Source organism: Paenibacillus sp. Mc5Re-14, from assembly GCF_001049835.1.
Taxonomy (GTDB): Bacteria; Bacillota; Bacilli; order Paenibacillales; family Paenibacillaceae; genus Paenibacillus; species Paenibacillus polymyxa_C.
Map to the genome: position 1 here is coordinate 3086714 of NZ_CVPD01000001.1, position 23773 is coordinate 3110486.

A 23773-nucleotide genomic window follows, 5' to 3' on the forward strand; every position below is an offset into this window, starting at 1 on the left:
AGAAGTTTGAGGGGGAACGAGAGGAATGTCCTTTCGAAAAATGTCTGCAAGCAGATGGATGGCTATAGGTCTGTTTGTGTTTATACTTGCATTGGAGCTGTCTGCGGGCATCTATTTTAGCTATGTTCTGGGATATATGCACACAGATGCGCTCAGTCGCGTAGCTAACGCATTTTATGTGCTGTACAGCCGTGACCCGCATTTGGGCGCCATCGGATTTATCTGGAATCCACTACCCAGTCTTCTGGAAATGGTAATTCTATTGCTGTATCCAATCTTTCCGGCATTAGCCTCCTATGGATTGGCTGCTGTTATTCTGAGTGCTACCTTTTCTGCTTTGACCGCAATGTTGCTATATCGGGCAGGTGTCAGAACAGGGCTTAGCTCTAGGATGAGCTTGCTGCTGGCTTTGTTGTATGCACTGAATCCGTTTATTTTACTGTTTGGTGCCAACGGTCTGAGCGATTCGTTATACATATATTTTATTATGATGACAGTGATTGAATTTGCGCTGTGGCTCAAGGACCGCATGACGGCAAGTCTGATTGTTTCTGGATTAGCGCTTGCCATGGCGTTCTGGACTCGTTATGAAGCGGTGCCTCTAGGCGTGGCAATGGCTGTTGGCGTAGTCTTGGCGATCTTATTTCTTCATCGCAACTTGGGTAGACGCGAGCTGGCCCTGCGGGAAAAGCTGCATAAAGTCGAGGCAACCTGGTTACTTCTTTTGCTTCCTGTGGTCTTTTCCGGGCTGTTGTGGATTTTCTTTAACTATCTCATTATGGGGAATGCCTTTTATTTCCTGAATTCAGAGTATTCAAACACGGCCCAATCGGCAGAGTTGCTGAATGATGATAAATTTGTAGAGATTTTCTCCAATCCACTGGTAGCCTTGAAGTTTATTGCTTCCAAAACCATCTGGTACTCTGTACCATTGTTTGCTATTCTGTTCATCCGTCTGTTGAGTGGACGCTTATTCCGGTGGGGAACCCTGATTATTTTGTTATTGTTCCTGTCTGTGCCGGGCTTGCAATTTTTACTTATGATGAGACAATCCTCGTACGGGTGGTTTCGTTACTTTATGTATGTATTCCCAATTACCGTAGCCTGGTTGCCTTATGAGTTGAGCCAGCTTCAGGGACGATGGCGGAGGGCGGCCTTTGGTCTAGTGTCCGTCAGTCTGCTACTTACCGCTGGATTACTCTCCTATGCGTTGACTCGCCCGGATATTGCACCGGATGAGAATAGCTTTCTCACACGTACAGGGAATGTGAACTATGTGAGACAGGAATCAGATCGTAAGATTGCCGTTTGGCTGGATGAGCATCTGCCGAAGTCTACCATTATGACTGATTCAGCTTCAGCCTACACAATGATCGTCTACAGCCAATATTCCAAACGTTTTCTGATCACCAGTGATTATGCGTTCAATAAGGCATTAAGTTATCCGCAGGAGAATCATGTGGACTATATCCTTGTACCTAAGATTATGTCAGGCATGCCGCTGAGTAAGATTAATATGGTATATCCGAATTTATATGAGCATGGTGCCCCATGGGTTCAGCTTGAACGTGAGTTTAACGGCGAGTGGCGCTTGTATAAAGTACTGCCTAAGGCACTAACTAATGGATCTCCAACGACGGAGACAACGACAAATCCCTGATGGGCATAACAACAATCCCCGGAGCCTATTCCCTTCGTATGGTGCGAGGAGGAAGGCTCCGGGGATTTTTTTGCCTGTTTTAGTGTCCTTTAAGCGGTAGCCACGCCAGTACGTCCTGGATTTTAGCGTCCCAATATCCCCATTCATGAGCTCCAGGACCTTCTTCGTAGGTCAGCGGAACTCCAAGAGAGGTGCATGTTTCACGAAAAGTCTGATTCCCCTTATATAAGAAATCCTCTGTACCGCAGCATTGATAGAGTTGGGGGAGTGAGGTCCCCGCAGTGGCATGACGTTGTAGCAGCTCCAGCAAGTCGTGATCTGTTCCGCGTATTTCATCTGGTCCAAAAATGTTAAGCCATTCCGCTGGACTCATAGCATTTTGCTTAGGATCGGTGCGTGATGCGTGCAAATCCATGACCCCCGAAAGACTGGCAGCGGCTGCAAAGCGCTCTGGATGCTGAAGTGCCAGTTTGAAGGCGCCATACCCACCCATAGAAAGCCCGGCTACAAAATTGTCTTCACGCTTGTCGGACAGAGGAAAAAATGAACGTGCCAAAGCTGGCAATTCTTCACTGATAAAAGTCCAATAAGCTGCTCCTTGCTCCATATTCGTATAGAAACTCCGATGTACCTGAGGCATGACGACCGCTAGGCCCATGGAGGCGACGTAGCGTTCAATGGAGGTTCGACGCAGCCAGGTTGAATCATCGTCTGACAGGCCATGCAGTAAATACAGTGTCGGATGTGGTCCTATTCCTTGCTTGCCCTCCATTCCAATCTGTGATCGGGTTGCCTGCGGAAGAATAACATTCATGGATGTGCTTAGACCAAGAACTTCCGAATAAAACTGACATTGAATAAGAGCCATAAGAAAACCTCTTTTCCTAGGGGGATGTGACCTCATTGACCTGTTCCAGCATACAACTGATTATTCATCCAGTATACAGTGACCTGTCCAAATATACATATCCAAGTGAATGGCTAGGTATTAAGTCCTGTTTCTTTTTTATCCTACATTAGGAGGGGGTATGGTTATATGGGACGATTTTTTTAATTTAGGGGTTATTTGGGTTTGATTTCTGGTAAAGTGTTTAAAAAAGATTGATGAATCCAATCTGAGGGAGGAATTTATAGCATGGGGAAAAAGTTAAGGAACACAATTACAGGTGTACTGAGCACAGGTCTTATTCTTAGCGCATTCAGCGCAGCGGCAGCTGCTCCTCAAACTACAAGCGGCCATTGGGCAGGAGATCAGGTGCAACGCTGGTCAGCTACAGGGCAATTGAATGGAGCGGTAAAACCGGATGCGGCGATCACACGCGCAGAATTTATCGTTCTTCTGAACCGCAGCTTGGGAACGTTCACGCAGGAACTTCCAGCAGTGACAGACGTAACGTATGCAGGCGGTGTGAAGGTAAACGGTAATGGAAGCAGAACGTTCACAGATGTTCCGGCATCCCACTGGGCATACAACGAACTGACAAGTGCCGTGAATGCAGGCTACATAAGCGGCTATGCAGATAACAAGCTCAAACCAAATGGTAAGGTAACTCGTCAGGAAGCAGCTGCGATCATTGGCAAAGCTATTGGACTGACTGCGGGTAACGCAGCAGATGTTACTAAATTCATTGACTCCGACAAAATCGGATCTTGGGCGAAGAAAAGTGTAGCGGCAGCTGCGGAGCAAAAAATCATCAACGGTTATCCGGATGGTAAATTCCAGCCGCTGAAGCCGCTGACTCGTGCAGAGGCGGTTGCTATTCTGGATGCTGCATCCGGGTACAACCTGAGCTCTGTCGATAATCTGACGACGACTCCTGGTGGAACGGTAACGAATTCCACGTACGGTAACGTGACAGATTCCACTTACGGTAATACGTCGACTACTTCTGGAACTGAAACAGAAGATAGCAGCACAAGTACTAGCACAGATAGCACGTCTGCGACTACTACAGACAACTCTACAACAACAGATACAAGCACTGATACCAACACAACTACGGATACGACTACAGACAGCAATGCTGACACTTCCGCTGACGCGGATGCTACTTCGAATGCTGCTTCGAGTACACTGAAAGTCAACGATGTGCATGATGGTGAAGGTACAATTACAGGAACAGCAAAAGCTGGTTCCACAGTAACTGCCTATTCCAACGATCTGCCTATCGGCAGTGCAGTAGCCAAGGATGACGGCACATTTAGTATCAGTGTGCTTACTCAAAAAGCGACAGTTAGACTGGTGATCAAAGCTAAAGATACAGACGGCCATGAAAGTGAGCCTGTAGAAATTTCGGTTTTGAGTAAACGTAGCGAGTAATTTAGAAAAAAACCCCCCCCTTTCACTCTGTCTGGAACCAATCCAGCCAGTAGTGAAGGGGGATTTTTTCGTTTATTCGCTTATGCCATCTTCCACAATAGGTTTCTCCAGTTCGCGTGTTTGTGGCTCAGACGATGTGCTACCGCCATAACTAGCTATAATGCGCTGCTGCGCTCGGTACGTATCGCGGCTGATTCGAGTGCGCTCGACGGGTTTTCCATCTACCTTTTTTATTCGAAATGTTTCTACCACATACCCTTCTTTGCCCTGTCGAATGACTTGATAGAAGCCGGGAGATAGGGAGTCATTACGTATTCTTTTTACCGGTATAGGCAGTACGCGAACGGTGTGAGATTCAAGTTCATACGAAATATTGGATGGGAATGTACCAAAAATTTTAACAGTAAGCGTTCGATTTTGGACCACAGCGCGAAGGAGTAAATGTTTGCCGGTATTATTTCTAAAACGAAAATTAATGGACCCTGTAGCAAAAGTCGCATCCTGACCTTTGGGCAAGTAGCTGACTGGCAAGGAATGGTTGCGGCGTTCGACAATGTCCAAGCCGACTCGCAGCGCTGCATTATACACCGTGCTGGATACCTGACAAATCCCACCGCCAATGCCGGACTCCAGCCGTCCGTTCACGATCACTGGAGCCTCACGAAAGCCATGGGTGAGCTCAGCCTTGGCAATCACCTGGCCGTAGTCGAATATGTCACCCGGTTTGAGAATTAAACCATCGACGGTGCTTGCCGCTGAATTAACGTTATACACACGTCCTTCCGAACTGCTGCCGAGACTGGTAGAAAACTGGGTGATTTTTCGCTCTATACCTTCGCTGCGCAGACTGTCGACTGTAATTTTCGGCTCCAGCTGGTAGAACGGTAATTCCACCCGGATCGGCTCCTCAGAAGCCGTAAAATCCTTAGGGAGTGCCTGGTTCATTACGACGTCCAGTTTGGGCCAATCCAGGCGCCGGGCAGAGCGCTCCGGAATATAACGAACCTGATCGTTTGCATCAATCTGACGCACCGCATTGATAGGCATGCCGTACCGTTGCTCCTCCCAATCAGCTCCAAATTTGGATTTCAAGATCTTCTCTTGCTGGAAAGGTATGATAGACCACTCCTTCTCAAAGCTAAAACGTGTCTGTACGCGAGTCCATAGATGCTTCGCGCTTAGTGCCTTCACCGCATTTCGGAATGCATCCGCTTTATAACTAATCCCTGCTTCCGCGAGTGTTAGCTTTATATCCTGTGCACTGCTGTCACTGTCCGTGAGGAGCAGAGGACGTTGCTTCAATGCATCCAGTTTTTTCTCCACCAGCCGAAGAGCATCCGTTTTATACATACCGCCTACGTTGACTCCTCCGACTCGCACTCCCTGTGGTAGAGTTTGTCTGTCGGCGTACAGATGAAGTCCACCCCACAGCACGGCCAGCGCCAGAACACCAGACCATATCCAAATGACAGATAAATGAATTTTTTTCATAATGCAGATGTCTCCTGTCTGATAAGCTTGATAGCGTTTCGTGTGCCACAATATTCATATATATGTGCCAAAAGCAGAAAACTTTCGGTACTATTTAGGTAACAAATTTGTTACAATGATAAACGGTATGATGAAATACAGAAGTTTTTAAAGGAAATGCATGGAATATGTCGAATGGATACTAGGTTATACGTAATATGATTAAGCAGCGGGAAGTGATCGAGTGATTGAAATGCAGGATGTGTGGAAGACCTATACGAACGGGACCCACGCACTTCAAGGAGTATCGGTCAGAATTGACCGTAATGAATTCGTATACGTAGTCGGCCCGTCTGGAGCGGGTAAATCGACTTTTATGAAGCTTATTTATAGAGAAGAAGTACCGACCAAGGGACAAATTTCAGTCAATGGTTTTAATATCGGGAAGCTCAAGCAGCGCAAAATTCCCTACGTTCGTCGTAACATCGGAGTCATTTTTCAGGATTTCCGGCTTTTGCCGCGTTTGACAGCCTATGAGAATGTGGCATTTGCTATGGAAGTTATAGAGGCTCCCAAGAAGCTGATCCGCAAGCGGGTTCCAGAAGTGCTCGAATTGGTTGGCTTGAAAGAAAAAATGAATCGTGAGCCTGCCCAGCTTTCTGGTGGGGAGCAACAGCGTGTAGCGATTGCACGGGCCATCGTGAACAATCCCTCGGTCATCATTGCTGATGAACCAACGGGGAATCTGGACCCCGAAACATCGTGGGAGATCATGCAACTGCTGGATGAAATTAATTTTCGGGGCACGACCATTGTGATGGCGACACACAATAAGGACATCGTGAACTCCATGCGTAAACGCGTCATTGCGATCGAAAATGGCAATATCGTAAGAGACCAGGTAAGAGGGGAGTACGGATATGACTTTTAATACCTTCTTGCGTCATATGCGGGAAGGTTTCAAAAACATATTCCGCAATGGCTGGATGTCCGTAGCATCCGTCACCTCAATTATTGTGTCACTGCTCATATTGGGCGTTTTTATCATGCTGGTGCTTAACGTCAACTCCTTGGCTGATCAAGCAGATAGTCAGGTGGAAGTTAACGTGTTTCTGGAGCTCAATGTCGATCAGAGCATGCGTGAAACGCTGCAAAAAGAAATCGCGGCAATGCCGGAAATCAGCAAAACGACCTTTGTGACGAAAGCTCAAGGTTTGGAGGAGCTGCGCAAAGATTTGGGAGACAGTGGCAAGGATCTGCTAGAGGGCTTTGACAAGGACAGCAATCCACTGCCGGACAAAATCGTGGTAGAGGTTATTGAACCAACGACGGTTCCATTTGTGGCTGAGAAAATTGAGAAGCTGAATACATTGCATCCTGAAAAACCGATCTTAAAGGTTCGTTACGGAAAAGGCACTGTAGAGACGCTCTTTACCATTACCAAGCTGATCCGCAATGTTGGTTTTATATTTGTCGCCGGACTGGCGATCATGTCTATGTTCTTAATCTCGAATACCATTCGAGTAACGATATTGGCACGACGCAGAGAAATCAGCATTATGAAGCTGGTCGGTGCGACCAACTTTTTCATACGATGGCCGTTTTTTATCGAAGGCGCGCTTATTGGTCTTATTGGTTCTCTTATTACTGTAGGAATTTTATTTACAGGCTATCAGCGTTTGCTGACAGCCGTTCAAGGAGATATCGCTCTCAATATGTTGAAGCTTATGCCGCTTGAAGGCATTTGGATTCAGCTGAGTGCACTGCTGGTTATTTTGGGGATGCTGGTCGGAATTATTGGCAGTACCCTGTCCATGCGCAAGTTCTTGAAAGTCTAAGAAGCATTTGGTGGAACGTCGTGGTCGATTTAATAGAACGGGGAAGCCCGGTGTTATTTTGCGATAAAGGATGGGGAGTGCAAGTTGAAAAAAATAGGATCTGTGTTGGCTGCTACGTTGGTAGCTGCATTGCTAATCCAGCCTTCTGACGGATATGCCAAAAGCGTAAGTGAAATCAATTCGCAACTGAACCAATTAGAAAAGCAAGCCAAATCTGCGAAGCAACAGCAGCAAAAGGCTGCTCAAGATAAACAGTATGCTCAGCATTATAAAAATAAAACCGTGCAAAACCTGAAAACGGTACTTGCTCAAATTAACAGCGTCAGTGATCAACTGACTCGTGTAGCGGTTCAGATCGATCAAACGGAAGATAATCTGCGTGCGACTAAAAAAGATTTAGCCGAAGCGATTGATCGCATCAATTCGCGGGAAAAAATGCTGGAAACTCGTGTGCGTCTCATGTATACGGATGGAACGGTATCCTATATGGACGTGCTTATGTCCTCAACCAGCTTTAGTGATTTTCTCAGCCGGGTGGATTCTCTGAAAACGATCGTGGAGCAGGACCAAATTCTGTTGGACGAGCATAAAAAGGACAAGGCTCTGGTCGTTAGCAAGAAGAAGCAGCTCGACACGGAATATAAAAATGCCAAGAAGTTGTATGCACTCAAGCAGGACGCCAAAGCTCAATTGAATTCGAAGGAAAAAGAGAAGCAAAGACTGATTGCCAACTACGATCATGATATTGCTGAATCCGATGAAATCAGTGAAGAGCAAAACGATATGCTGGTAGCCCTCGCGAACAAACGTGTGGCTCTTGTGCAGGAGAAGAACAAGCTCAGAGCGGAGCAGGCTGCCAAAGCAGCACGCGCTAGAGCGGCTGCACGTGCAGCTGCAGCTAAGCGATATGCATCTTCATCCTCAGGCGCCGCCTCGAATTCCAGTCATACGGCAGCCAGTACGTATACAGGCGGATCAGGTACTTTGGCTACGCCTGTAGCCCATTACCGACTCTCATCTACTTTTGGCATGCGGGTACATCCGATAACCGGCAAGCTTAAAGGCCATACAGGTATTGATCTGGCGGCTCCGCAGGGAACCGATATTCATGCAGCCGAAGACGGTGTTGTCATTGTTGCTGAATGGTGGAGCGGGTATGGCAACACGGTTGTCATTGATCACGGAGACGGACTATGGACTCTATACGGACATATTCGCAACGGTGGTACGGTGGTTCATACGGGGCAAACGGTGAAACGTGGTCAAAAAATTGCGGAAGTGGGTTCGACGGGGAATTCCACAGGACCTCACTGTCATTTTGAAGTGCGCGAGAATAACAAACCTGTAAATCCGATGAACTATTTATAATAGATAAGGTAAGCCCTATTTGTAACCAATCCGGTTGTAGATAGGGTTTTGCTTTAATGCTTCATATTCAATGAAGAACATGTGCATTGAAACACGGAGTAGGATACAATTAACATATTCCGTACAAGCTAGACGTATACTTCGTGAATGGATGCGTTGTGAGGAAATAGGATACAAGATAAAGAGAAGGCGGTGGACGATTAGATGTTGAAAAAAAGTACAGCGGTACTCTTGATGGTGATCGGGTTGCTTGGCGGCAGTCTGCTCACTTTTGCTTATACTGGAACAACCACAGTTGGGAACAGCGCTCTGGGCGAAGGACTGCTGGCGAGTGTAACAGGGAGTAGTTCCTCCTCCAGAAGTGATATTCTCAAAATTGAGACAGCGATGGACTTAATTCAGGGACAATACTATCAGGATGTGGATCGAACCAAGCTGGTGGATGGCGCCATTAATGGGATGATGGAGTCGCTTGGCGACCCGTATTCCTCTTATATGGGTAAAGAAACTGCACAGCAGTTCGAGCAATCCATAGAAGGCTCCTTTACCGGGATTGGAGCCGAAGTAGCAGCTGAAAATGGGAAAGTAGTCGTAGTCACACCAATTAAAGGCTCTCCGGCTGAGAAGGCGGGACTACGCGCTAAGGATATTATATTGTCTGTTAACGGTGAAACCCTGGACGGATTGGATCTGAACAAGGCCGTTTCCAAAATTCGTGGACCAAAGGGCAGTCAGGCAAAAGTCAAAATTCAGCGTAACGGTTCTCCGGATCCACTTGAATACACGATTACCCGTGACAACATTGATATGGAAACTGTAACGGCTCATATGGAAGGCGACGGTGTAGGTGTCATTACGATCACCCAGTTCTCCTTAAATACGGCAGAACGCTTCAAGGAAGAGTTAGCCAAGCTGGAAAAACAAGGGCTTAAAGGACTCGTCATTGACGTGCGTAATAACCCGGGTGGAGTGCTTTCTGTCGTTATTAATATTGCAGAGCAATTTGTACCTTCCGGCAAAACGATTGTACAAGTTGAAGATAAAAATCAGAAACGTGAGGAAGAAAAATCCAAAGGTTCGCGCAAAAATTATCCGGTGACTTTGCTCATGAACAAAGGTAGCGCAAGTGCGTCCGAAATTCTGGCAGGTGCTCTCCAGCAATCCGCTGGCGCAGTGTTGATCGGGGAAAACTCCTTTGGTAAAGGTACTGTACAAACCAGCTATGACAAGCAAATGGGTGACGGTAGCCTGCTCAAAATCACGATTGCCAAGTGGCTAACGCCAAACGGAACATGGATTCATAAAAAAGGGATTAAGCCGGATATCGCGGTGGATCAGCCTGAATACTTCACGGCCGCGCCGCTGAACAAGGAAAAATCCTTGAAATACAATATGAATAGCAGTGATGTAAAAAATGCACAAATCATTCTGCAAGGCTTGGGCTACAAACCAGGTCGTGAGGACGGCTATTTTGACAAAGTGACTGAAAGTTCTGTTATGGCTTTCCAAAAAGAGGCGAAGCTGACGGCTAACGGCATCATTGATGCCAAGACAGCAGCAGCAATGGAAGCCAAGCTGATTGAAAAAATTCGCGATCCGAAAAATGATAATCAACTCAAGCAGGGGATTGAAGAGATTCGGAAGGAAATGAAGACAAGCGCAGCGAAATAATAGTGAAGCTACAACAAGGGGGCTGGAAACAGCCTCCTTTGTTATTGGGATTTATTTGCAGTCTGTCGGTTTGTCTTCCCTACGTTGGCAATTTCATATAGAATAAATGGATATGAAATGTACGTGATCCGCTATATAGCGGGCCAGGGGCATAAGGAGTGTGAATGGACTTGGAATGGGCATTACAATGGGGATGGAGCGTCTTGAATGCTTGCTTGTATCTGCTTTTGCAGCCGTTTTATTATATCTCGATACTCATTGTCGCGCTTGGCTATCGTCGGCAAATGCTACTAGAGCGCAAGCTATTTCATACTAGAATTCATAGCTGGGCTGCAGAGACCTGGCGTGTCGTATGGAGCGGCTTGCTTGCCGGGATGGTACTATCCGCTCTAGGAATGTTCGTCAGCGTGCATCTGAACCCGACTTCCATCGTGTGCCTGTGGATAGCCACATTATTGCTCATGCTGGTACGCGTCCGCTACCTGTGTCTTGCTTATTCGGTAGGTCTGCTAGGTGTAGTTCAATTTTTTCTAAACGTAGCCAGTGGCTGGCAGCCTGGGGGAGCGCTCGGGACATCGGTAGCAGCTATCCGCGGATTGGATATTCCAGCACTCTTAGTGCTCGTTGCTGTGCTGCATGTGGCTGAAGCGCTGTTGGTTCGCTGGCAAGGAGGAAAGGCAGCTATGCCACTGTTTGTTGAGGGCAAACGGGGGAGATTGGTCGGTGGCTATCGTATGGAAGATCTCTGGCCCATTCCGTTGCTGTTGCTGGTACCCGCTCAGGGAGGATTCATGCTTCCCTGGACACCTTTGTTCGGCGGCGATGCCGGAACGGGGTATATGCTAGCAGCTCTGCCAGTCCTGATGGGCTTTAGCAGTGTGACGCTCGGCCAGCTACCACGACAGAAGGCAGTACTCACTTCGAACCGATTGCTCCTGTACAGTGTGGCTTTGCTTCTGCTAAGCCTGTTAGCGGCCTGGTGGAGTCCGCTAATCTTGCTGTCAGCGTTATTTTCCTTCCTGGCCCATGAAGCGCTGATTTGGTACGGAAATATAGAGGAAAGCCGTCTTAGCCCGATGTTTGTACATCCAGAGCAAGGGATGCGTGTTCTCGCTGTGCTGCCAGATAGCCCGGCGACAGCCATGGGCATACTACCAGGCGAGGCCATTTATCGTGTGAATGGCATGGTTGTGAACAGCCGTGCCGAGCTGCACCAGGCCTTGCGGATCAACTCTGCTTTTTGTAAGCTGGAGGTACGCAATCTGCAAGGTGAGAGCAAGTTTGTACAGCGAGGCATGTACGATGGCGATCATCACCAGCTAGGGGTTGTTCTTGCACCGGATGAACACGCAGGCTGGGCCGTATCCATACAACCGGCCTCCATCTACCGAATTGTGGCCATGCACATAGGCGCACGACGACGTAAAGCGGAACAAGCATCCAAGGCAGAGAGTACGCATTTGGACACCATGGACCAATAGATATTACAACAAGAGGGTAGTCATTATTTGATTAGAATCGAATAAGGCTATCCTCTTTTGTATATGGCGACAGTAGCCTGCTTGAAATCAATATTCTCATCGGTATACAATGAATATGTAATGGAAACCTTTGATGAACCGAATGCCTATCATGTGTGTCAAGCAGGGAGAGGAAAAGATGAACGCGATTCACTTTATTCGAGAGTACATCAGGCACCCACGCAGCGTAGGCGCTGTTATACCCAGTTCAAGACAGCTGGCCAAGCAAATTGCCACACCGATTTACTTTGATAAAGCCTCATGCATTATTGAATATGGGGCAGGGACCGGTGTGTTTACGCAGGAGTTGATTTTGAACAAGCGTCCAGAAACGTTACTGTTAGTGATTGAAGCTAATGAATCGTTTTATAAAACATTACAAAGCAAATACGGACACTTGGAAAGGGTACACATTATTCATGGATCGGCCGAGCATGTAGCGCGGTATATGAAACAGTATCATGTCTCGAAAGTGGATTATATCGTATCGGGGCTACCATTTACCAGCTTACCCGCTGCGTTATCCAGTCTCATTTTGGGACAAACGGCTGAGGTGTTAGGCCAGGAGGGCAAGTTTATTACGTTCCAGTACAGCAAGGTTAAGCACAATTTCTTCCGTACTTTTTTTGCAGATATCCAGATTAAAAAGGTAAACTATAATGTTCCGCCAGCCTATGTGTTCACTTGCAGCCTGTGACCCTTCAGCTATGTAGGAGATTAGAATAAATACGAATATCCATATGCGGATGAATATGAGAAGACTAGGTCAGCATCATTAAGATGTTGAAACGGTCTTTTTTGTTGCCTACTTTTATGGAAATATAAGAGAATGGATATGTTAAATAGCAAAATTGTTTTAAGGAATCATATTTTAAAATGGGGCTTAACCTATATATTACATAAGTTGGAACCTGTTAGATTTTTGTAGGATTCATAATAAATCTGAACTTTTGTTAAAGGAGATTTATATATGGTAAAACCGCTGATGTTCATGCGCTGGTGTGAGTATTATGGGTTAAGCGACCGTGAGACAGATTTTGTATCTTTTTTTATGATGAATTTTTCAGCTGCACGATCAGGCAATCAACCAAAACTTAAAGAGCAATTTGTTGAGATTCAAAAACAAACCTTTCCAGAATACCCGTTTGATATTAGCCCGGAAGAACTGGATTATAACAAATTTGAAGAACTGATGAAACGAGTGTTGAACATTCATTTTGACACGGCTGAACTGCTGTACTCCTTCTATCTCCAAAAGCTGTGTGCACCTTTAGCAGAATACATTTTATCTACTGGAGATGCCGAGCCTGCACGAATTTACTATGAGCTTATTCAAAAGGATAAAGTACGGTAGAGATAAAAAAGCCCCTTGACTAAGGGGCTTTTTTCTATACTCAGGCTATAAAGTTATTTAATAAGTTAACTCTAGTCAATGTTCTGCTATATGGATATATGGAATAATCTAAGTATATGGACATTACGTCCCATAAATGGTTCGATATGAAGATTTGGTCGGTAGAACGTATAGCAAAGCTGTATTACAACATTTGAAGATCCGAGCAATTCTGAATTTCGGACGGAGAGGAGAGTGTAATCAACCGAATACCTGGAGCTTCGAGACGCTGTACCGGAACGATTAACTCGTTAGGAATCAGGAGCCTTAAAGCCTGATGGAGCGGCACTCGTATGGGGTGCTGCTCTTTTCAAATGTAAAGGAGGAAAGTGGTATGAGGGCGAAAAATAGTAGTAATCTTTTGTTCAAACGTTCCAAATGGCTGCCTGTCGTCATGGCATGCATAATGATAGTAGGAGGGGCTCTACCAGCTCCAACTGTAGTTCACGGTCAAACGGCAAAAACTATTACCATTAAAGTAGATACATCCAAGGATCGTAAGCCTATTAGTCCTTATATATACGGTACGAATCAGGATTTGGCAGGCGATGAAAATATGGCTGCCAGACGACTTGGTGGCAATCGAATGACCGGATACAACTGGGAAAACAATATGTCCAATGCAGGAAGTGACTGGCAGCAATCCAGCGATAACTTTTTATGTAATAACGGTGGCCTGACAGGAGCAGAATGCGAAAAACCGGGAGCGGTGACGACTTCGTTTCATGATCAATCGCTGAAGCTAGGCGCTTATTCTTTAGTTACGTTGCCGATGGCCGGCTACGTGGCCAAGGATGGAAACGGCAGTGTGCAGGAAAGCGAAAAAGCCCCTTCCGCTCGTTGGAATCAGGTCGTAAACGCCAAAAATGCACCGTTTCAGCTACAGCCTGATCTGAATGACAATCGGGTCTATGCGGATGAGTTCGTCCATTTTTTAGTGAACAAGTATGGCGCTGCTTCAACAAAGACGGGTGTGAAAGGATATGCACTCGACAATGAACCCGCTCTCTGGTCGCATACACATCCGCGTATTCATGGCGAAAAGGTTGGGGCGAAAGAGTTGGTAGACCGGTCAGTAAGCTTATCCAAAGCTGTGAAGGCGGTTGACGCGGGTGCAGAAATTTTTGGGCCGGTTCTTTACGGTTTTGGCGCTTATAAAGATCTGCAAACCGCACCTGATTGGGACTCTGTAAAAGGCAGCTATAGCTGGTTTGTGGACTATTACCTGGATCAAATGCGCCTCAGTTCGCAAGCCGAAGGCAAGAGATTGCTGGATGTCTTCGATGTGCACTGGTATCCCGAAGCGATGGGCGGAGGCATACGAATTACGAATGAGGTAGGCAATGACGAAACGAAGAAAGCCAGAATGCAGGCACCTCGTACTTTGTGGGACCCGACCTATAAGGAAGATAGCTGGATCGCCCAATGGAACAGCGAATTTTTGCCTATACTGCCTCGATTGAAGCAGTCGGTGGATAAATATTATCCAGGAACCAAGCTGGCAATGACCGAGTATAGCTATGGCGGCGAAAATGATATTTCCGGCGGGATCGCGATGACCGATGTGCTCGGCATTTTAGGCAAAAATGATGTCTATATGGCAAACTACTGGAAGTTACAGGATGGTGCCAACAACTACGTTAGTGCCGCTTACAAGCTTTACCGCAATTATGACGGAAAAAGCTCTACTTTTGGTAACACCAGTGTTAGTGCGCAAACGTCGGATATTGTCAACAGCTCAGTGCATGCTTCCATAGCGAATGCATCCGACAAGGAACTGCACCTCGTAGTCATGAATAAAAGCATAGACAGCGCATTCGACGCCCAATTTGATCTTTCTGGCGAGACGACTTACGGCTCCGGTAAAGTATGGGGCTTTGATAAAACTAGCTCGCAAATTAAAGAAGCAGCGCCAATCACGCAAATTTCAGGAAACCGTTTTACTTATACCGTACCGCCTTTGACGGCTTATCATATCGTACTGACTGCCGGTAAAGATACGTCTGTGCCACCAGTGGAAAATCCTGAGGGCTTTAAGCTGAAAGCAGAGGCAGGCGATGGGCAAGTCCATTTGTCCTGGGACGCTTCCAACGGAGTTGTGGGCTACAGTGTACAGCGGGCAACGGATGGAAACGGTCCTTTTACTACTGTAGCATCCAACTTGATCGAAACGTCTTATACGGATACTAACCTAACGAACGGCTCCTCATACTATTACAAAGTAACCGCCAAGACAAATAAGGGAACGAGCGAATCTAATGTTTTGAAAGCGGTTCCGAAGGTGTCTGTGAACGATCCGGTTCGCTATGAAGCTGAAGACGGCACGCTGAAGGGAACCATTGTAGAATCCAGTGGAACTGGCTACTCCGGTACTGGTTATGTAACGAATTTTCACAATGCAGGGGATTCTCTAACGATGACGATCCAGGCTCCCACGGCAGGCCTGTACAATCTTACAATCGGCTATCGTTCTCCTCATGATGACAAACGCACGAATTTCTCATTAAACGGCAAAGCGTTTGGAGAACTGGTGCTCGGGAAAACGGCTGATTTCAAAGAAACTTCCGGAGGCAAGCTTCTGTTGAATGCAGGCGCGAATACGATCGGTTTTGAAACAGGCTGGGGCTGGTACGATATCGACTATGTCAGGCTGGAGCCTGCTGCTGATCGCCCACCCCATGCGGTAACCAAAACGCTCACTAATCCGAATGCGACGGTAGAAGCAAAAGCATTGATGAACTACCTGGTTGATCAATACGGGAAGAATATGCTCTCTGGTCAAGAGGAAATAAACGAAATTGATTGGCTTCAAGCTAATGTAGGTAAAAAGCCGGCGATTGCAGCGCTCGATCTGATCGACTATTCGCCAAGCAGAGCAGAGCATGGTCTTAGTTCTACAGAGGCAGAAAAGGCGATTGCATGGGATAAGCAAGGGGGCATCGTTACCTTTGCATGGCACTGGAACGCGCCGAAAGGTCTGATCGATACGCAGGGAAAAGAATGGTGGAGAGGCTTCTATGCCGATTCGACCACATTTGATATAGAATATGCGATGAGCCATCCAGAGTCCGAGGATTATAAATTACTCATTCGCGACATCGATGTGATCGCAGCGCAATTAAAGAAGCTGCAGGATGCGAAGGTTCCTGTCCTGTTCCGTCCTTTGCACGAAGCAGAAGGCAAATGGTTCTGGTGGGGCGCCAAAGGCCCTGAGCCTGTTAAAAAATTGTATATTTTAATGCACGACCGATTGACGAATGTGCACAAATTGAACAATCTGATATGGGTATGGAATTCTGTTGCTCCAGACTGGTATCCGGGAGACGAGTATGTGGATATTTTGAGTTTTGATTCTTATCCGCAAGCAGGTGATTACAGCCCGCAAATTGCAAAATACGAAGACCTTGTTACATTGGGCAAGGACAAAAAGTTAGTTGCCATGAGCGAAAACGGACCGATCCCAGACCCTGATCTAATGAAGGCGTATCAAGCCCATTGGAGCTGGTTCGCTACATGGTATGGGGATTTCCTGAGAGACGGTAAACAAAACAGCCTTGAGCATCTGAAAAAAGTGTATAATCATCCGAACGTTATTACGCTTGATGAGCTTCCAACGAACTTAAAAACGTATGGCATTACCGAGCAGCCGTCAGTACCGGGCAGCTTCACGCTGAACGCCGCGGGCGAAACGGCGAAAGTATCGCTAAGCTGGACAGCATCGGCGAATGCAAAAAGCTATGAAGTGAAGCGTTCGACGGCTGAAAACGGCGCGTTCGCCACTGTAGTGAGTGATGTATATGGCAGTAGCTACACTGACACAGCTGTAACGGCAGACACGACATACTACTACCAAGTCGTAGCGAAGAACGATGCAGGACAGACGCTGTCGAACACGGCTAGCGCAGCGCCAAAAGCGGATACTCAGCAGCCAACAACAGGACTGCTGCTCCAGTATCGCACAGCGGATACCAAGGTGAACGACAATCACCTGAATCCGCATTTCCAAATTGTAAACCAAGGCACAACCCCCGTACCGCTCAACGAGTTGAAAATTCGTTACTACTACACGATCGACGGTGACCGTGAGCAGACTTTCAACTGCGACTATGCGGCGCTGAGCTGCTCGAAGCTGAACGGTAAACTGGTTAAAATGGAGAAGCCTGCAACCAGTGCCGATTATTATTTGGAAGTCAGCTTCAACTCGGACGCAGGCGTGTTAGCACCTGGAGGAAGCACGGGCGAAATCCAAACCCGTATTCATAAAACAGACTGGTCAAATTATAACGAAGGTGACGATTACTCCTATAAAGGCACACAAACCTCATATGCCGATCATATGAAAGCTACCTTGTATCATAACGGTGTACTTGTTTGGGGAACTGAACCGACAGCTAATTAAATAAATGTTTGATGTGCGGTGACATGTGCAATCAACCGATTTTTTGCGCCGATGGGGAGATCCCGCCATTTTAAACTTATATAAATAACATTGCTGAAATGAGCAGGGGATTTATATCCCATCTGCTCTTTTTTTATACGAGAAAACTCATATATGATTATTTTGTAAAAAATGAAATGATATGTTTATTTCTATTCTTTTTGTAACACATCAAGAATTAGACTGGAATTAATTAGAAGGAAGGAGATGAAAAAAATGAAATAACTCGTATTTTGATAATGTCTACTGTCTACAATTGCTTGGAAGTCTAATGTTTAATCAGTACAAATACTTAAAGAGGAGAAATGACAAATGAAAAGAGCGATCTTAGCACTATCAATTTCCGCGTTAGCTTTATCTTTAGGGGGAGTAGCTTCGGCTTCACCAGTAAGTTCAACAATATCTGTTGGAGCTCCAGCCACAGTGAAAGTAACATTTGTGCCTGCTAACGGAGAAAAGGCACCTATTAAACTACAAGACACAGAAGTACCTCTTAGTATGGGAAGTGACTACTACATGGAAGGTTCAAACTGGATGCTTTTGTATGGAAGTAACGTTATTAAGCTCACTGGTAATAAAGCTACAGTTATTGGTTATGGTACAGCCCAAGTGGCGGCATATAAATCTAATGGTGACAAGTTAGGCGTTTATACATTTATAGTTAAAAGATAAGCTAGTGAAGAAAGAGAAATATATTTTCACTTTCTTCACTGAGGCTGTCGAGATTCCTCTCGACAGCTATTTTTATGAGTTTATTGGTAAGCTAATCTCTAGATCAGGGAAATACTCCTTTATTGGGTTACCGTCCTTATCCAATTCAAACTGACTTTTATTCCCTTCTTTAAAAATGTTTTTATAAACTTTAATAGTAATAACTTTTGGAGGGGATATAAAGGGTTCAAACTGAGAATCAGTCATTTGAACATTACCGTCTGTTGCACTCCAACCTCTGCCCCAGATTTGTTTTATTTCATTTCCCTTATCATCGTAAAGTTCATAACTTAGTAAAGGTAAACTAGAGATTTTTAGGGGTTTGGGTAATTCAATACGTGTAGTTATATTAGTTGTAATTGGGGTCAGCTCAATCTTTTCCAATGTATAATGAATTTTCTCATACTGACGCTTAAGGCCAGGTGTCTGTACTATGTTGTTTTTAGTATTCTTCTCGACAGGGATATGAATTTTGAACGGTTGTTGAACCCCTGCTACGGGCATGGAAAGTGTTAAATCAAACTTATCTGGAAAGGATTTCCCTCCCTGGTTACGTAAATCTGAGAACTGTATAATTACTGAGTTGGAGCTTTTTCCAGGAATCATATAAGGATCAATGGAGTTGCTTGTATTAGCAGGTGCATAAGAGTTTATTTCTTTTCCGTTAATAGTAAGTATTATATCGTTGATCAGTGATGATACTGCTTCCTTTGTAAATCTTTTGTCAGTGGTTTGTCGTTCTAAGGCAATGGATACACGTGTTCCATCAAACATGACCTCTGGTACGCTGAGAGTCAGGCCATCGTGAGTATCACTAAGATTTGGCTTTGATACTAGCCCTTTTTCGTCTGCTGTTTGTAAACCAAGATCACCAGCAAGCTGGAATATAGAATCTATACCTGGAATTTGTTTTAAGGACGAAGCCATTGTTGGTGAAATAAATCCAGTACTAATGACAAGTGCAAACGTTACTACAAGTGCAGCGGAGGTTCCGAAAAAGGTATTACGAACCCTTTTTGAACGAGAGCTAGATTGCTTATAGCGTCTTGTTTTCTTGTTACTATAGCGTTCCATAGTTTTATCAATTAAATCCACTTGGAAAGGGGTATTCCGAATAAGCTTTTGTAAGTGCTCAATTTCTTTATCTTCCGGGTTTAAATGAGTGCTCAATTTGTTTTCCTCCCTTTTCATTGTAGTTGATTAGCTTTTTACGGAGTCGCTCATATCTTTTTCGGATCGTGGATGATTTTAGCCCCATAATTGTAGCAATCTCTTCGTAGTTGTAATCCTCAAGCGAACGTAGTAATAAAATTTGACGATCTTTTAATGATAGCTGGTCCAGTAACTCGTGAATTAAATTTGTATATTCGTGCATTGGCTGTTGCTTTAGATTCAGTTTGTACTGAATGAAGGATTTGAATGATCTAGCGTTTCTTTTTAATAAGTCAGTACAGTGATTTTGAGCGATTTTGTAAAGCCAAGCTGAAAAAGAGACGGTCGGTACAAAATGATGTATATGTTCTAGCCCTCTAATGAATATTTCTTGAGCAGCATCTTCCGCTTCTTCCCGATTTTTAAGTAAATAGTAGCAGTATAAAAAGATCTGTTGTTGATAACGTCGTATGATATGTGTGTATGCTTGTTTGTCGCCTGTTTGGACCTGCTCTATGACAAGATTGATATCTGCATTTTGATTATTTGTATTTAGCTTTTCCATTAACGTCCCTCCCTTCTGCCTATATAACTGAAAAAGATATGCATTTGTGACATTCAAACAAAGAAACTTGAAGTTTGCTTTTAATGGTTCTCCAGATGTACCTCATTCAGCTTTTCAATTATCACGGAATTCGTAAAAAAAGGCTTCCTTCTAAGGCATCATAAAATAAAATGACTTTATAGACCATATATTTCACTATTTTAATTATTTTGTAATGAAATGAAGTTCTTACGACAGAAATCACATGTTAAGTATGATTTACGATATATCTGCAACTATATTGAGGGGGATTGAAATGGAACATGCACCTACGATCCGCTCAACGATAGAGACCGAACTAAAGCAAAGAGGATATACATTTAGCAGTTTTAGTAAAATATCCGGTATTAATCGTGGTACATTTAGCACCATGCTGAACAGTAACCCACCCAAGCCGATCTCCGTTCGGCAGATGGACTTGATTACTAAGGCATTAGGATACCCAGAAGGCTGGCTGTATGAGCTGTACATAGATGAATGCTTTCACGAGGGGAAAGGGCACTGGAAACGGATCAAACCTTTTTTATTGCGTTGTGTAGAGTTGGGGAGGAAGGAGTGTATTCAAAGGGTATTGTCGAGACTAACGGAGGACTTGTCCTATGTGTCGACGGTATTTGAGTTTGCAGAAGAACTGCATGAAGGTGGGAGGGAAAACGAAGCTGTCCCTTTTTACGAGTGTGTGATAGAGAACGAAAGATATTACCACTCAGAGCGGCTGGCTATTAGTCAATACAGATTGTTTCGCATACAATTAGGTACCAATGCAGAAGAGAATTTAAAACTAACTATCTTATTTTCTCCTTTTCTAGATCGTTTACCTGAAGCTTATCAGTTGGATGCTTTATTGCAAATGGCTAATATTTATTCTTCTTTGCACAAGTGGAGTCAAACCATTTTTTGTAGCCAGAAATTGCTGGAACTCACAAAACGTATATACGAATATAGGGTAGCTCAAGATAATATAAATCATGAAGATATAGAGCCATATTCCAGTGAACGATCATTAGTAGTGTATTATGGACAAGCGTTATTGATGCAAGCATACTCATTACAAAAGCAAGAATTGTATCAGGAGGCTAAAAAAATTGTCTTGAGATACGCAGATTTAAGTTGGTTCAAAGGTTTGGATGAGGTAGGCCAAAGAGAAGTTGAGAAATTAAAAATGTATGCAACAGCTAATGGGTATGTACTGGATTTATTAATAGGGGATAAAAGTAATTTAGAAAAGTATATTTTACTACTGGAAGAGAATGAGAAAGAGATATTACCAGGGATTCTCACATTATTAGAGGTGGCAAATAAGCAATCTTTTAATATAGACAATATATTAAAGCGTTTTAGTGGTTACATTCAAAAGTTCTCTGAAAATGAAGATGCATTATATATGGATGATTATTGTAATTTTAATTTGCAATTAGCCATCTATCAATTTAATTTTAACGATTATACGGCTGGAATAAACACGATTCTTAAAAATATAAAACTGGCTACAGTGGTGAATAATTCAAGTGTATTTGCACAATCTATTATATTGTTTGAGAAGTACAAAAATTTTGCTACAGAGTGTCAGTATAATGAACTTACAATTCATAAAGAGAATTTTGGGAAGGACTTTAATTTTGCGTTTTAAGCCAACGATCAAGGAATATGAAGTCGATTTTGAGCTAACAGTATTATTTGAAAATGAGGTGTTAACATGGAACATACACCTACGATCCGCTCGACGATAGAGACTGAACTAAAGCAAAGAGGATATACATTTAGCAGTTTTAGTAAAATATCCGGTATTAATCGTGGTACATTTAGCACCATGCTGAACAGTAACCCACCCAAGCCGATCTCCGTTCGGCAGATGGACTTGATTACTAAGGCATTAGGATATCCAGAAGGCTGGCTGTATGAGCTGTACATAGATGAATGCTTTCACGAGGGGAAAGGGCACTGGAAACGGATCAAACCTTTTTTATTGCGTTGTGTAGAGTTGGGGAGGAAGGAGTGTATTCAAAGGGTATTGTCGAGACTAACGGAGGACTTGTCCTACGTGTCGACGGTATTTGAGTTTGCAGAAGAACTGCACGAAGGTGGGAAGGAAAACGAAGCGGTCCCTTTTTACGAGTGTGTGATAGAAAACGAAAGATATTACTACTCGGAGCGGTTGGCTATTAGTCAATACAGATTGTTTTGTAACTCTCTGAATACTGACTTGGATAATAATCGTCAAGCAGCTATAAAGTTTGCTCCGTTTCGAAGAAACCTTCCCGATAATTACCAATTAGATGCATTATTAAAATTGGCTAATGCCTATTTTCAACTTGATGATTGTGAGACGGTTATACAGTATGCTGAAGAACTAAGAGTACTAGCTACGAATATCTATCAACAGCAGGTCAGAGAAAAATTGAAGAGTCGTGAAGTTAAGCCACTAAACACAGAAAGGCGTCTAATCGTGTATTATGGTCAATCCTTTTTATTGAAAGGAAATGCCTACGAGAAACAAAGGTTATATCAAAAGGCCCTGGGTTTTATTCCTTATTACGCAGAGTTAACTGGTTTTGAAGGGCTTGACGATATAGGGAGGATAGAGGCAGAAAAATTTAAAATGTGGGCGAAAGCAAACAAGTTAAGTCTCGAAATTCTAATGGGGAAAATGGATAGTTTACCAGCCTATGTTGAGCTTCTTAGAAATAACCCGCAAGAGATATTACACGGGCTATTGACTATTGTTGAGTCAGCTAATGCCTACAATTATCCAATAGATGAAATCTTAATTCTCTTTGCCGAAAAAATTGATAAATTCAGAGAATTAAATACCAATATTTCTTACTATCATACGAATTATAATCTGATCACTTATTCTCGTTTTTTTCTTGAGCTTAGTCGTTATTATTTCAATACAGGAGCTTATTTGAAAGCCATGGATGCTATGTTGAAAAGCTTCAAAGCATCTTCTCAATTGAATGATAAAGCCTACTATATCAAGTCTATAACACTATTATTTGAGAAGTATAAAGATCATTCCACGAACGGACAACGGGAGGAATATGAAAAATTGCTTGAAGAAGTACAGCATAATGTAAACCAGATGATTCCTTAAATCACAAAAAGGCTAGGTACTTTTTTACTTATTAAGTAGAAAAGTACCTAGCCTTTTTATTCTTCGTAGAATATATAACAAATAATAAAAATATTAAACTCATCTCTTGCCTTTGGAATCATCGGAGTTATCTTTAAGAAGCTCACTCTCTGTAAACAGTTCCTTTAAAATGCGATAAGCTTTATTTTGCTCCGTTTCACTCTGCTGTGAAAGAATATGAATGCATTCCCATATCCAAGGCTGACTTTTGAGTTCTTCATAGGGATTGAAGTCAAAAAATGCAAAAACGTTTGTGTTGAGTGCCTCGGCAATTTTCTCCAAATTTTTAATTTGTACATTGATCCCACCACGCTCCAACTTGCCGATATAGGAGCTTGTTGAATCAGATGTTTCTGCTAACAACACATGATTTTTTAGGATTGGTGGATTATTATACACATTAAATTCCATAATATATTGAAATGGTGTAGAATAAAGGATTGACCGTTATCCAATTTATTCATATAATTTCTAGTATATTGTAATTGATTGTCG

The 23773-nt window shown here is 43.9% G+C and carries 18 protein-coding genes; 13 read left to right on the forward strand and 5 right to left on the reverse strand.

Going from position 1 to position 23773, the window contains the following annotated elements:
- The first annotated feature begins 25 nt into the window (after nucleotides 1-25).
- Complete coding sequence (locus BN1546_RS14035) at nucleotides 26-1660, forward strand: glycosyltransferase family 39 protein (protein WP_090738002.1); 1635 nt, start codon at nucleotides 26-28, stop codon at nucleotides 1658-1660.
- A 79-nt stretch (nucleotides 1661-1739) separates the two neighbouring features.
- On the opposite strand, the gene BN1546_RS14040 is transcribed toward BN1546_RS14035, so the two are convergent.
- Nucleotides 1740-2528: an alpha/beta hydrolase gene (locus tag BN1546_RS14040; RefSeq protein WP_090738004.1), complete on the reverse strand. Its 789-nt coding sequence runs from the start codon at nucleotides 2526-2528 to the stop codon at nucleotides 1740-1742.
- Nucleotides 2529-2795: 267 nt separating this feature from the next.
- Here BN1546_RS14040 and BN1546_RS14045 point away from each other — a divergent pair, with 267 nt between their 5' ends.
- Entirely contained in the window at nucleotides 2796-3980 is a 1185-nt protein-coding gene (locus BN1546_RS14045) for an S-layer homology domain-containing protein (RefSeq protein ID WP_090738005.1), read from the forward strand.
- 72 nt (nucleotides 3981-4052) lie between these two features.
- Here the strand turns inward: BN1546_RS14045 and BN1546_RS14050 are convergent, their stop codons facing one another.
- On the reverse strand, nucleotides 4053-5471 hold the full coding sequence (locus BN1546_RS14050; protein ID WP_090738007.1) for a VanW family protein: 1419 nt from the start codon (nucleotides 5469-5471) through the stop codon (nucleotides 4053-4055).
- A 223-nt stretch (nucleotides 5472-5694) separates the two neighbouring features.
- Between BN1546_RS14050 and ftsE the strand changes: the two genes are divergently transcribed.
- The 9 genes from ftsE (at nucleotide 5695) to BN1546_RS14095 (ending at nucleotide 18350) form a co-directional block, all read left to right on the forward strand.
- The gene (gene ftsE, locus BN1546_RS14055; RefSeq protein WP_007432660.1) at nucleotides 5695-6381 is read left to right on the forward strand and encodes a cell division ATP-binding protein FtsE; all 687 of its coding nucleotides are present in this window, start codon (nucleotides 5695-5697) and stop codon (nucleotides 6379-6381) included.
- Nucleotides 6371-7288, forward strand: a complete 918-nt coding sequence (ftsX, locus tag BN1546_RS14060) for a permease-like cell division protein FtsX (RefSeq protein WP_016822951.1) — start codon at nucleotides 6371-6373, stop codon at nucleotides 7286-7288. Before ftsE ends, ftsX begins: the two co-directional genes overlap by 11 nt.
- Nucleotides 7289-7372: 84 nt before the next feature.
- A complete protein-coding gene (locus BN1546_RS14065; protein WP_013373345.1) occupies nucleotides 7373-8656 on the forward strand; it encodes a murein hydrolase activator EnvC family protein in 1284 nt (427 codons plus the stop codon).
- Between the two features lie 204 nt (nucleotides 8657-8860).
- Nucleotides 8861-10327: a S41 family peptidase gene (locus tag BN1546_RS14070; RefSeq protein ID WP_090738009.1), complete on the forward strand. Its 1467-nt coding sequence runs from the start codon at nucleotides 8861-8863 to the stop codon at nucleotides 10325-10327.
- 164 nt (nucleotides 10328-10491) lie between these two features.
- Complete coding sequence (locus tag BN1546_RS14075) at nucleotides 10492-11808, forward strand: PDZ domain-containing protein (RefSeq protein ID WP_090738011.1); 1317 nt, start codon at nucleotides 10492-10494, stop codon at nucleotides 11806-11808.
- 178 nt (nucleotides 11809-11986) lie between these two features.
- A complete protein-coding gene (locus BN1546_RS14080) occupies nucleotides 11987-12544 on the forward strand; it encodes a class I SAM-dependent methyltransferase (protein ID WP_016324784.1) in 558 nt (185 codons plus the stop codon).
- A 273-nt stretch (nucleotides 12545-12817) separates the two neighbouring features.
- Nucleotides 12818-13201, forward strand: coding sequence for a hypothetical protein (locus BN1546_RS14085; protein WP_016324783.1), 384 nt, complete (start codon nucleotides 12818-12820; stop codon nucleotides 13199-13201).
- A 373-nt stretch (nucleotides 13202-13574) separates the two neighbouring features.
- Nucleotides 13575-17639 (forward strand): glycosyl hydrolase, encoded by a 4065-nt coding sequence (locus tag BN1546_RS14090; RefSeq protein WP_090738013.1) that lies wholly within the window; start codon nucleotides 13575-13577, stop codon nucleotides 17637-17639.
- A gap of 351 nt (nucleotides 17640-17990) precedes the next feature.
- The gene (locus BN1546_RS14095; protein WP_064797862.1) at nucleotides 17991-18350 is read left to right on the forward strand and encodes a BLB8/JUQZ-1 family protein; all 360 of its coding nucleotides are present in this window, start codon (nucleotides 17991-17993) and stop codon (nucleotides 18348-18350) included.
- Between the two features lie 72 nt (nucleotides 18351-18422).
- On the opposite strand, the gene BN1546_RS14100 is transcribed toward BN1546_RS14095, so the two are convergent.
- Together BN1546_RS14100 and BN1546_RS14105 are read right to left on the reverse strand one after the other, a co-directional pair.
- Nucleotides 18423-19559, reverse strand: coding sequence for a DUF4179 domain-containing protein (locus tag BN1546_RS14100; protein WP_090738015.1), 1137 nt, complete (start codon nucleotides 19557-19559; stop codon nucleotides 18423-18425).
- Nucleotides 19531-20106: an RNA polymerase sigma factor gene (locus BN1546_RS14105; protein WP_017428690.1), complete on the reverse strand. Its 576-nt coding sequence runs from the start codon at nucleotides 20104-20106 to the stop codon at nucleotides 19531-19533. The genes BN1546_RS14100 and BN1546_RS14105 overlap by 29 nt, the downstream gene beginning before the upstream one ends.
- Before the next feature lie 295 nt (nucleotides 20107-20401).
- On the opposite strand from BN1546_RS14105, the gene BN1546_RS14110 reads away from it, so the two are divergent.
- Together BN1546_RS14110 and BN1546_RS14115 are read left to right on the forward strand one after the other, a co-directional pair.
- Nucleotides 20402-21775: a helix-turn-helix domain-containing protein gene (locus BN1546_RS14110; RefSeq protein WP_090738017.1), complete on the forward strand. Its 1374-nt coding sequence runs from the start codon at nucleotides 20402-20404 to the stop codon at nucleotides 21773-21775.
- Nucleotides 21776-21841: 66 nt separating this feature from the next.
- Nucleotides 21842-23239: a helix-turn-helix domain-containing protein gene (locus BN1546_RS14115; RefSeq protein WP_090738019.1), complete on the forward strand. Its 1398-nt coding sequence runs from the start codon at nucleotides 21842-21844 to the stop codon at nucleotides 23237-23239.
- A gap of 99 nt (nucleotides 23240-23338) precedes the next feature.
- On the opposite strand, the gene BN1546_RS14120 is transcribed toward BN1546_RS14115, so the two are convergent.
- Complete coding sequence (locus tag BN1546_RS14120; RefSeq protein ID WP_255305360.1) at nucleotides 23339-23677, reverse strand: helix-turn-helix domain-containing protein; 339 nt, start codon at nucleotides 23675-23677, stop codon at nucleotides 23339-23341.
- Between the last annotated feature and the right edge of the window lie 96 nt (nucleotides 23678-23773).

What these genes read in the sequence shown, in the direction of transcription:
- BN1546_RS14035 (WP_090738002.1), top strand. Translation starts at nt 26, where the DNA reads ATGTCCTTTCGAAAAATGTCTGCAAGCAGATGGATGGCTATAGGTCTG.
- BN1546_RS14040 (WP_090738004.1), bottom strand. Translation starts at nt 2,528, where the DNA reads ATGGCTCTTATTCAATGTCAGTTTTATTCGGAAGTTCTTGGTCTAAGC.
- BN1546_RS14045 (WP_090738005.1), top strand. Translation starts at nt 2,796, where the DNA reads ATGGGGAAAAAGTTAAGGAACACAATTACAGGTGTACTGAGCACAGGT.
- BN1546_RS14050 (WP_090738007.1), bottom strand. Translation starts at nt 5,471, where the DNA reads ATGAAAAAAATTCATTTATCTGTCATTTGGATATGGTCTGGTGTTCTG.
- ftsX (WP_016822951.1), top strand. Translation starts at nt 6,371, where the DNA reads ATGACTTTTAATACCTTCTTGCGTCATATGCGGGAAGGTTTCAAAAAC.
- BN1546_RS14070 (WP_090738009.1), top strand. Translation starts at nt 8,861, where the DNA reads ATGTTGAAAAAAAGTACAGCGGTACTCTTGATGGTGATCGGGTTGCTT.
- BN1546_RS14075 (WP_090738011.1), top strand. Translation starts at nt 10,492, where the DNA reads ATGGACTTGGAATGGGCATTACAATGGGGATGGAGCGTCTTGAATGCT.
- BN1546_RS14080 (WP_016324784.1), top strand. Translation starts at nt 11,987, where the DNA reads ATGAACGCGATTCACTTTATTCGAGAGTACATCAGGCACCCACGCAGC.
- BN1546_RS14085 (WP_016324783.1), top strand. Translation starts at nt 12,818, where the DNA reads ATGGTAAAACCGCTGATGTTCATGCGCTGGTGTGAGTATTATGGGTTA.
- BN1546_RS14090 (WP_090738013.1), top strand. Translation starts at nt 13,575, where the DNA reads ATGAGGGCGAAAAATAGTAGTAATCTTTTGTTCAAACGTTCCAAATGG.
- BN1546_RS14095 (WP_064797862.1), top strand. Translation starts at nt 17,991, where the DNA reads ATGAAAAGAGCGATCTTAGCACTATCAATTTCCGCGTTAGCTTTATCT.
- BN1546_RS14105 (WP_017428690.1), bottom strand. Translation starts at nt 20,106, where the DNA reads ATGGAAAAGCTAAATACAAATAATCAAAATGCAGATATCAATCTTGTC.
- BN1546_RS14110 (WP_090738017.1), top strand. Translation starts at nt 20,402, where the DNA reads ATGGAACATGCACCTACGATCCGCTCAACGATAGAGACCGAACTAAAG.
- BN1546_RS14115 (WP_090738019.1), top strand. Translation starts at nt 21,842, where the DNA reads ATGGAACATACACCTACGATCCGCTCGACGATAGAGACTGAACTAAAG.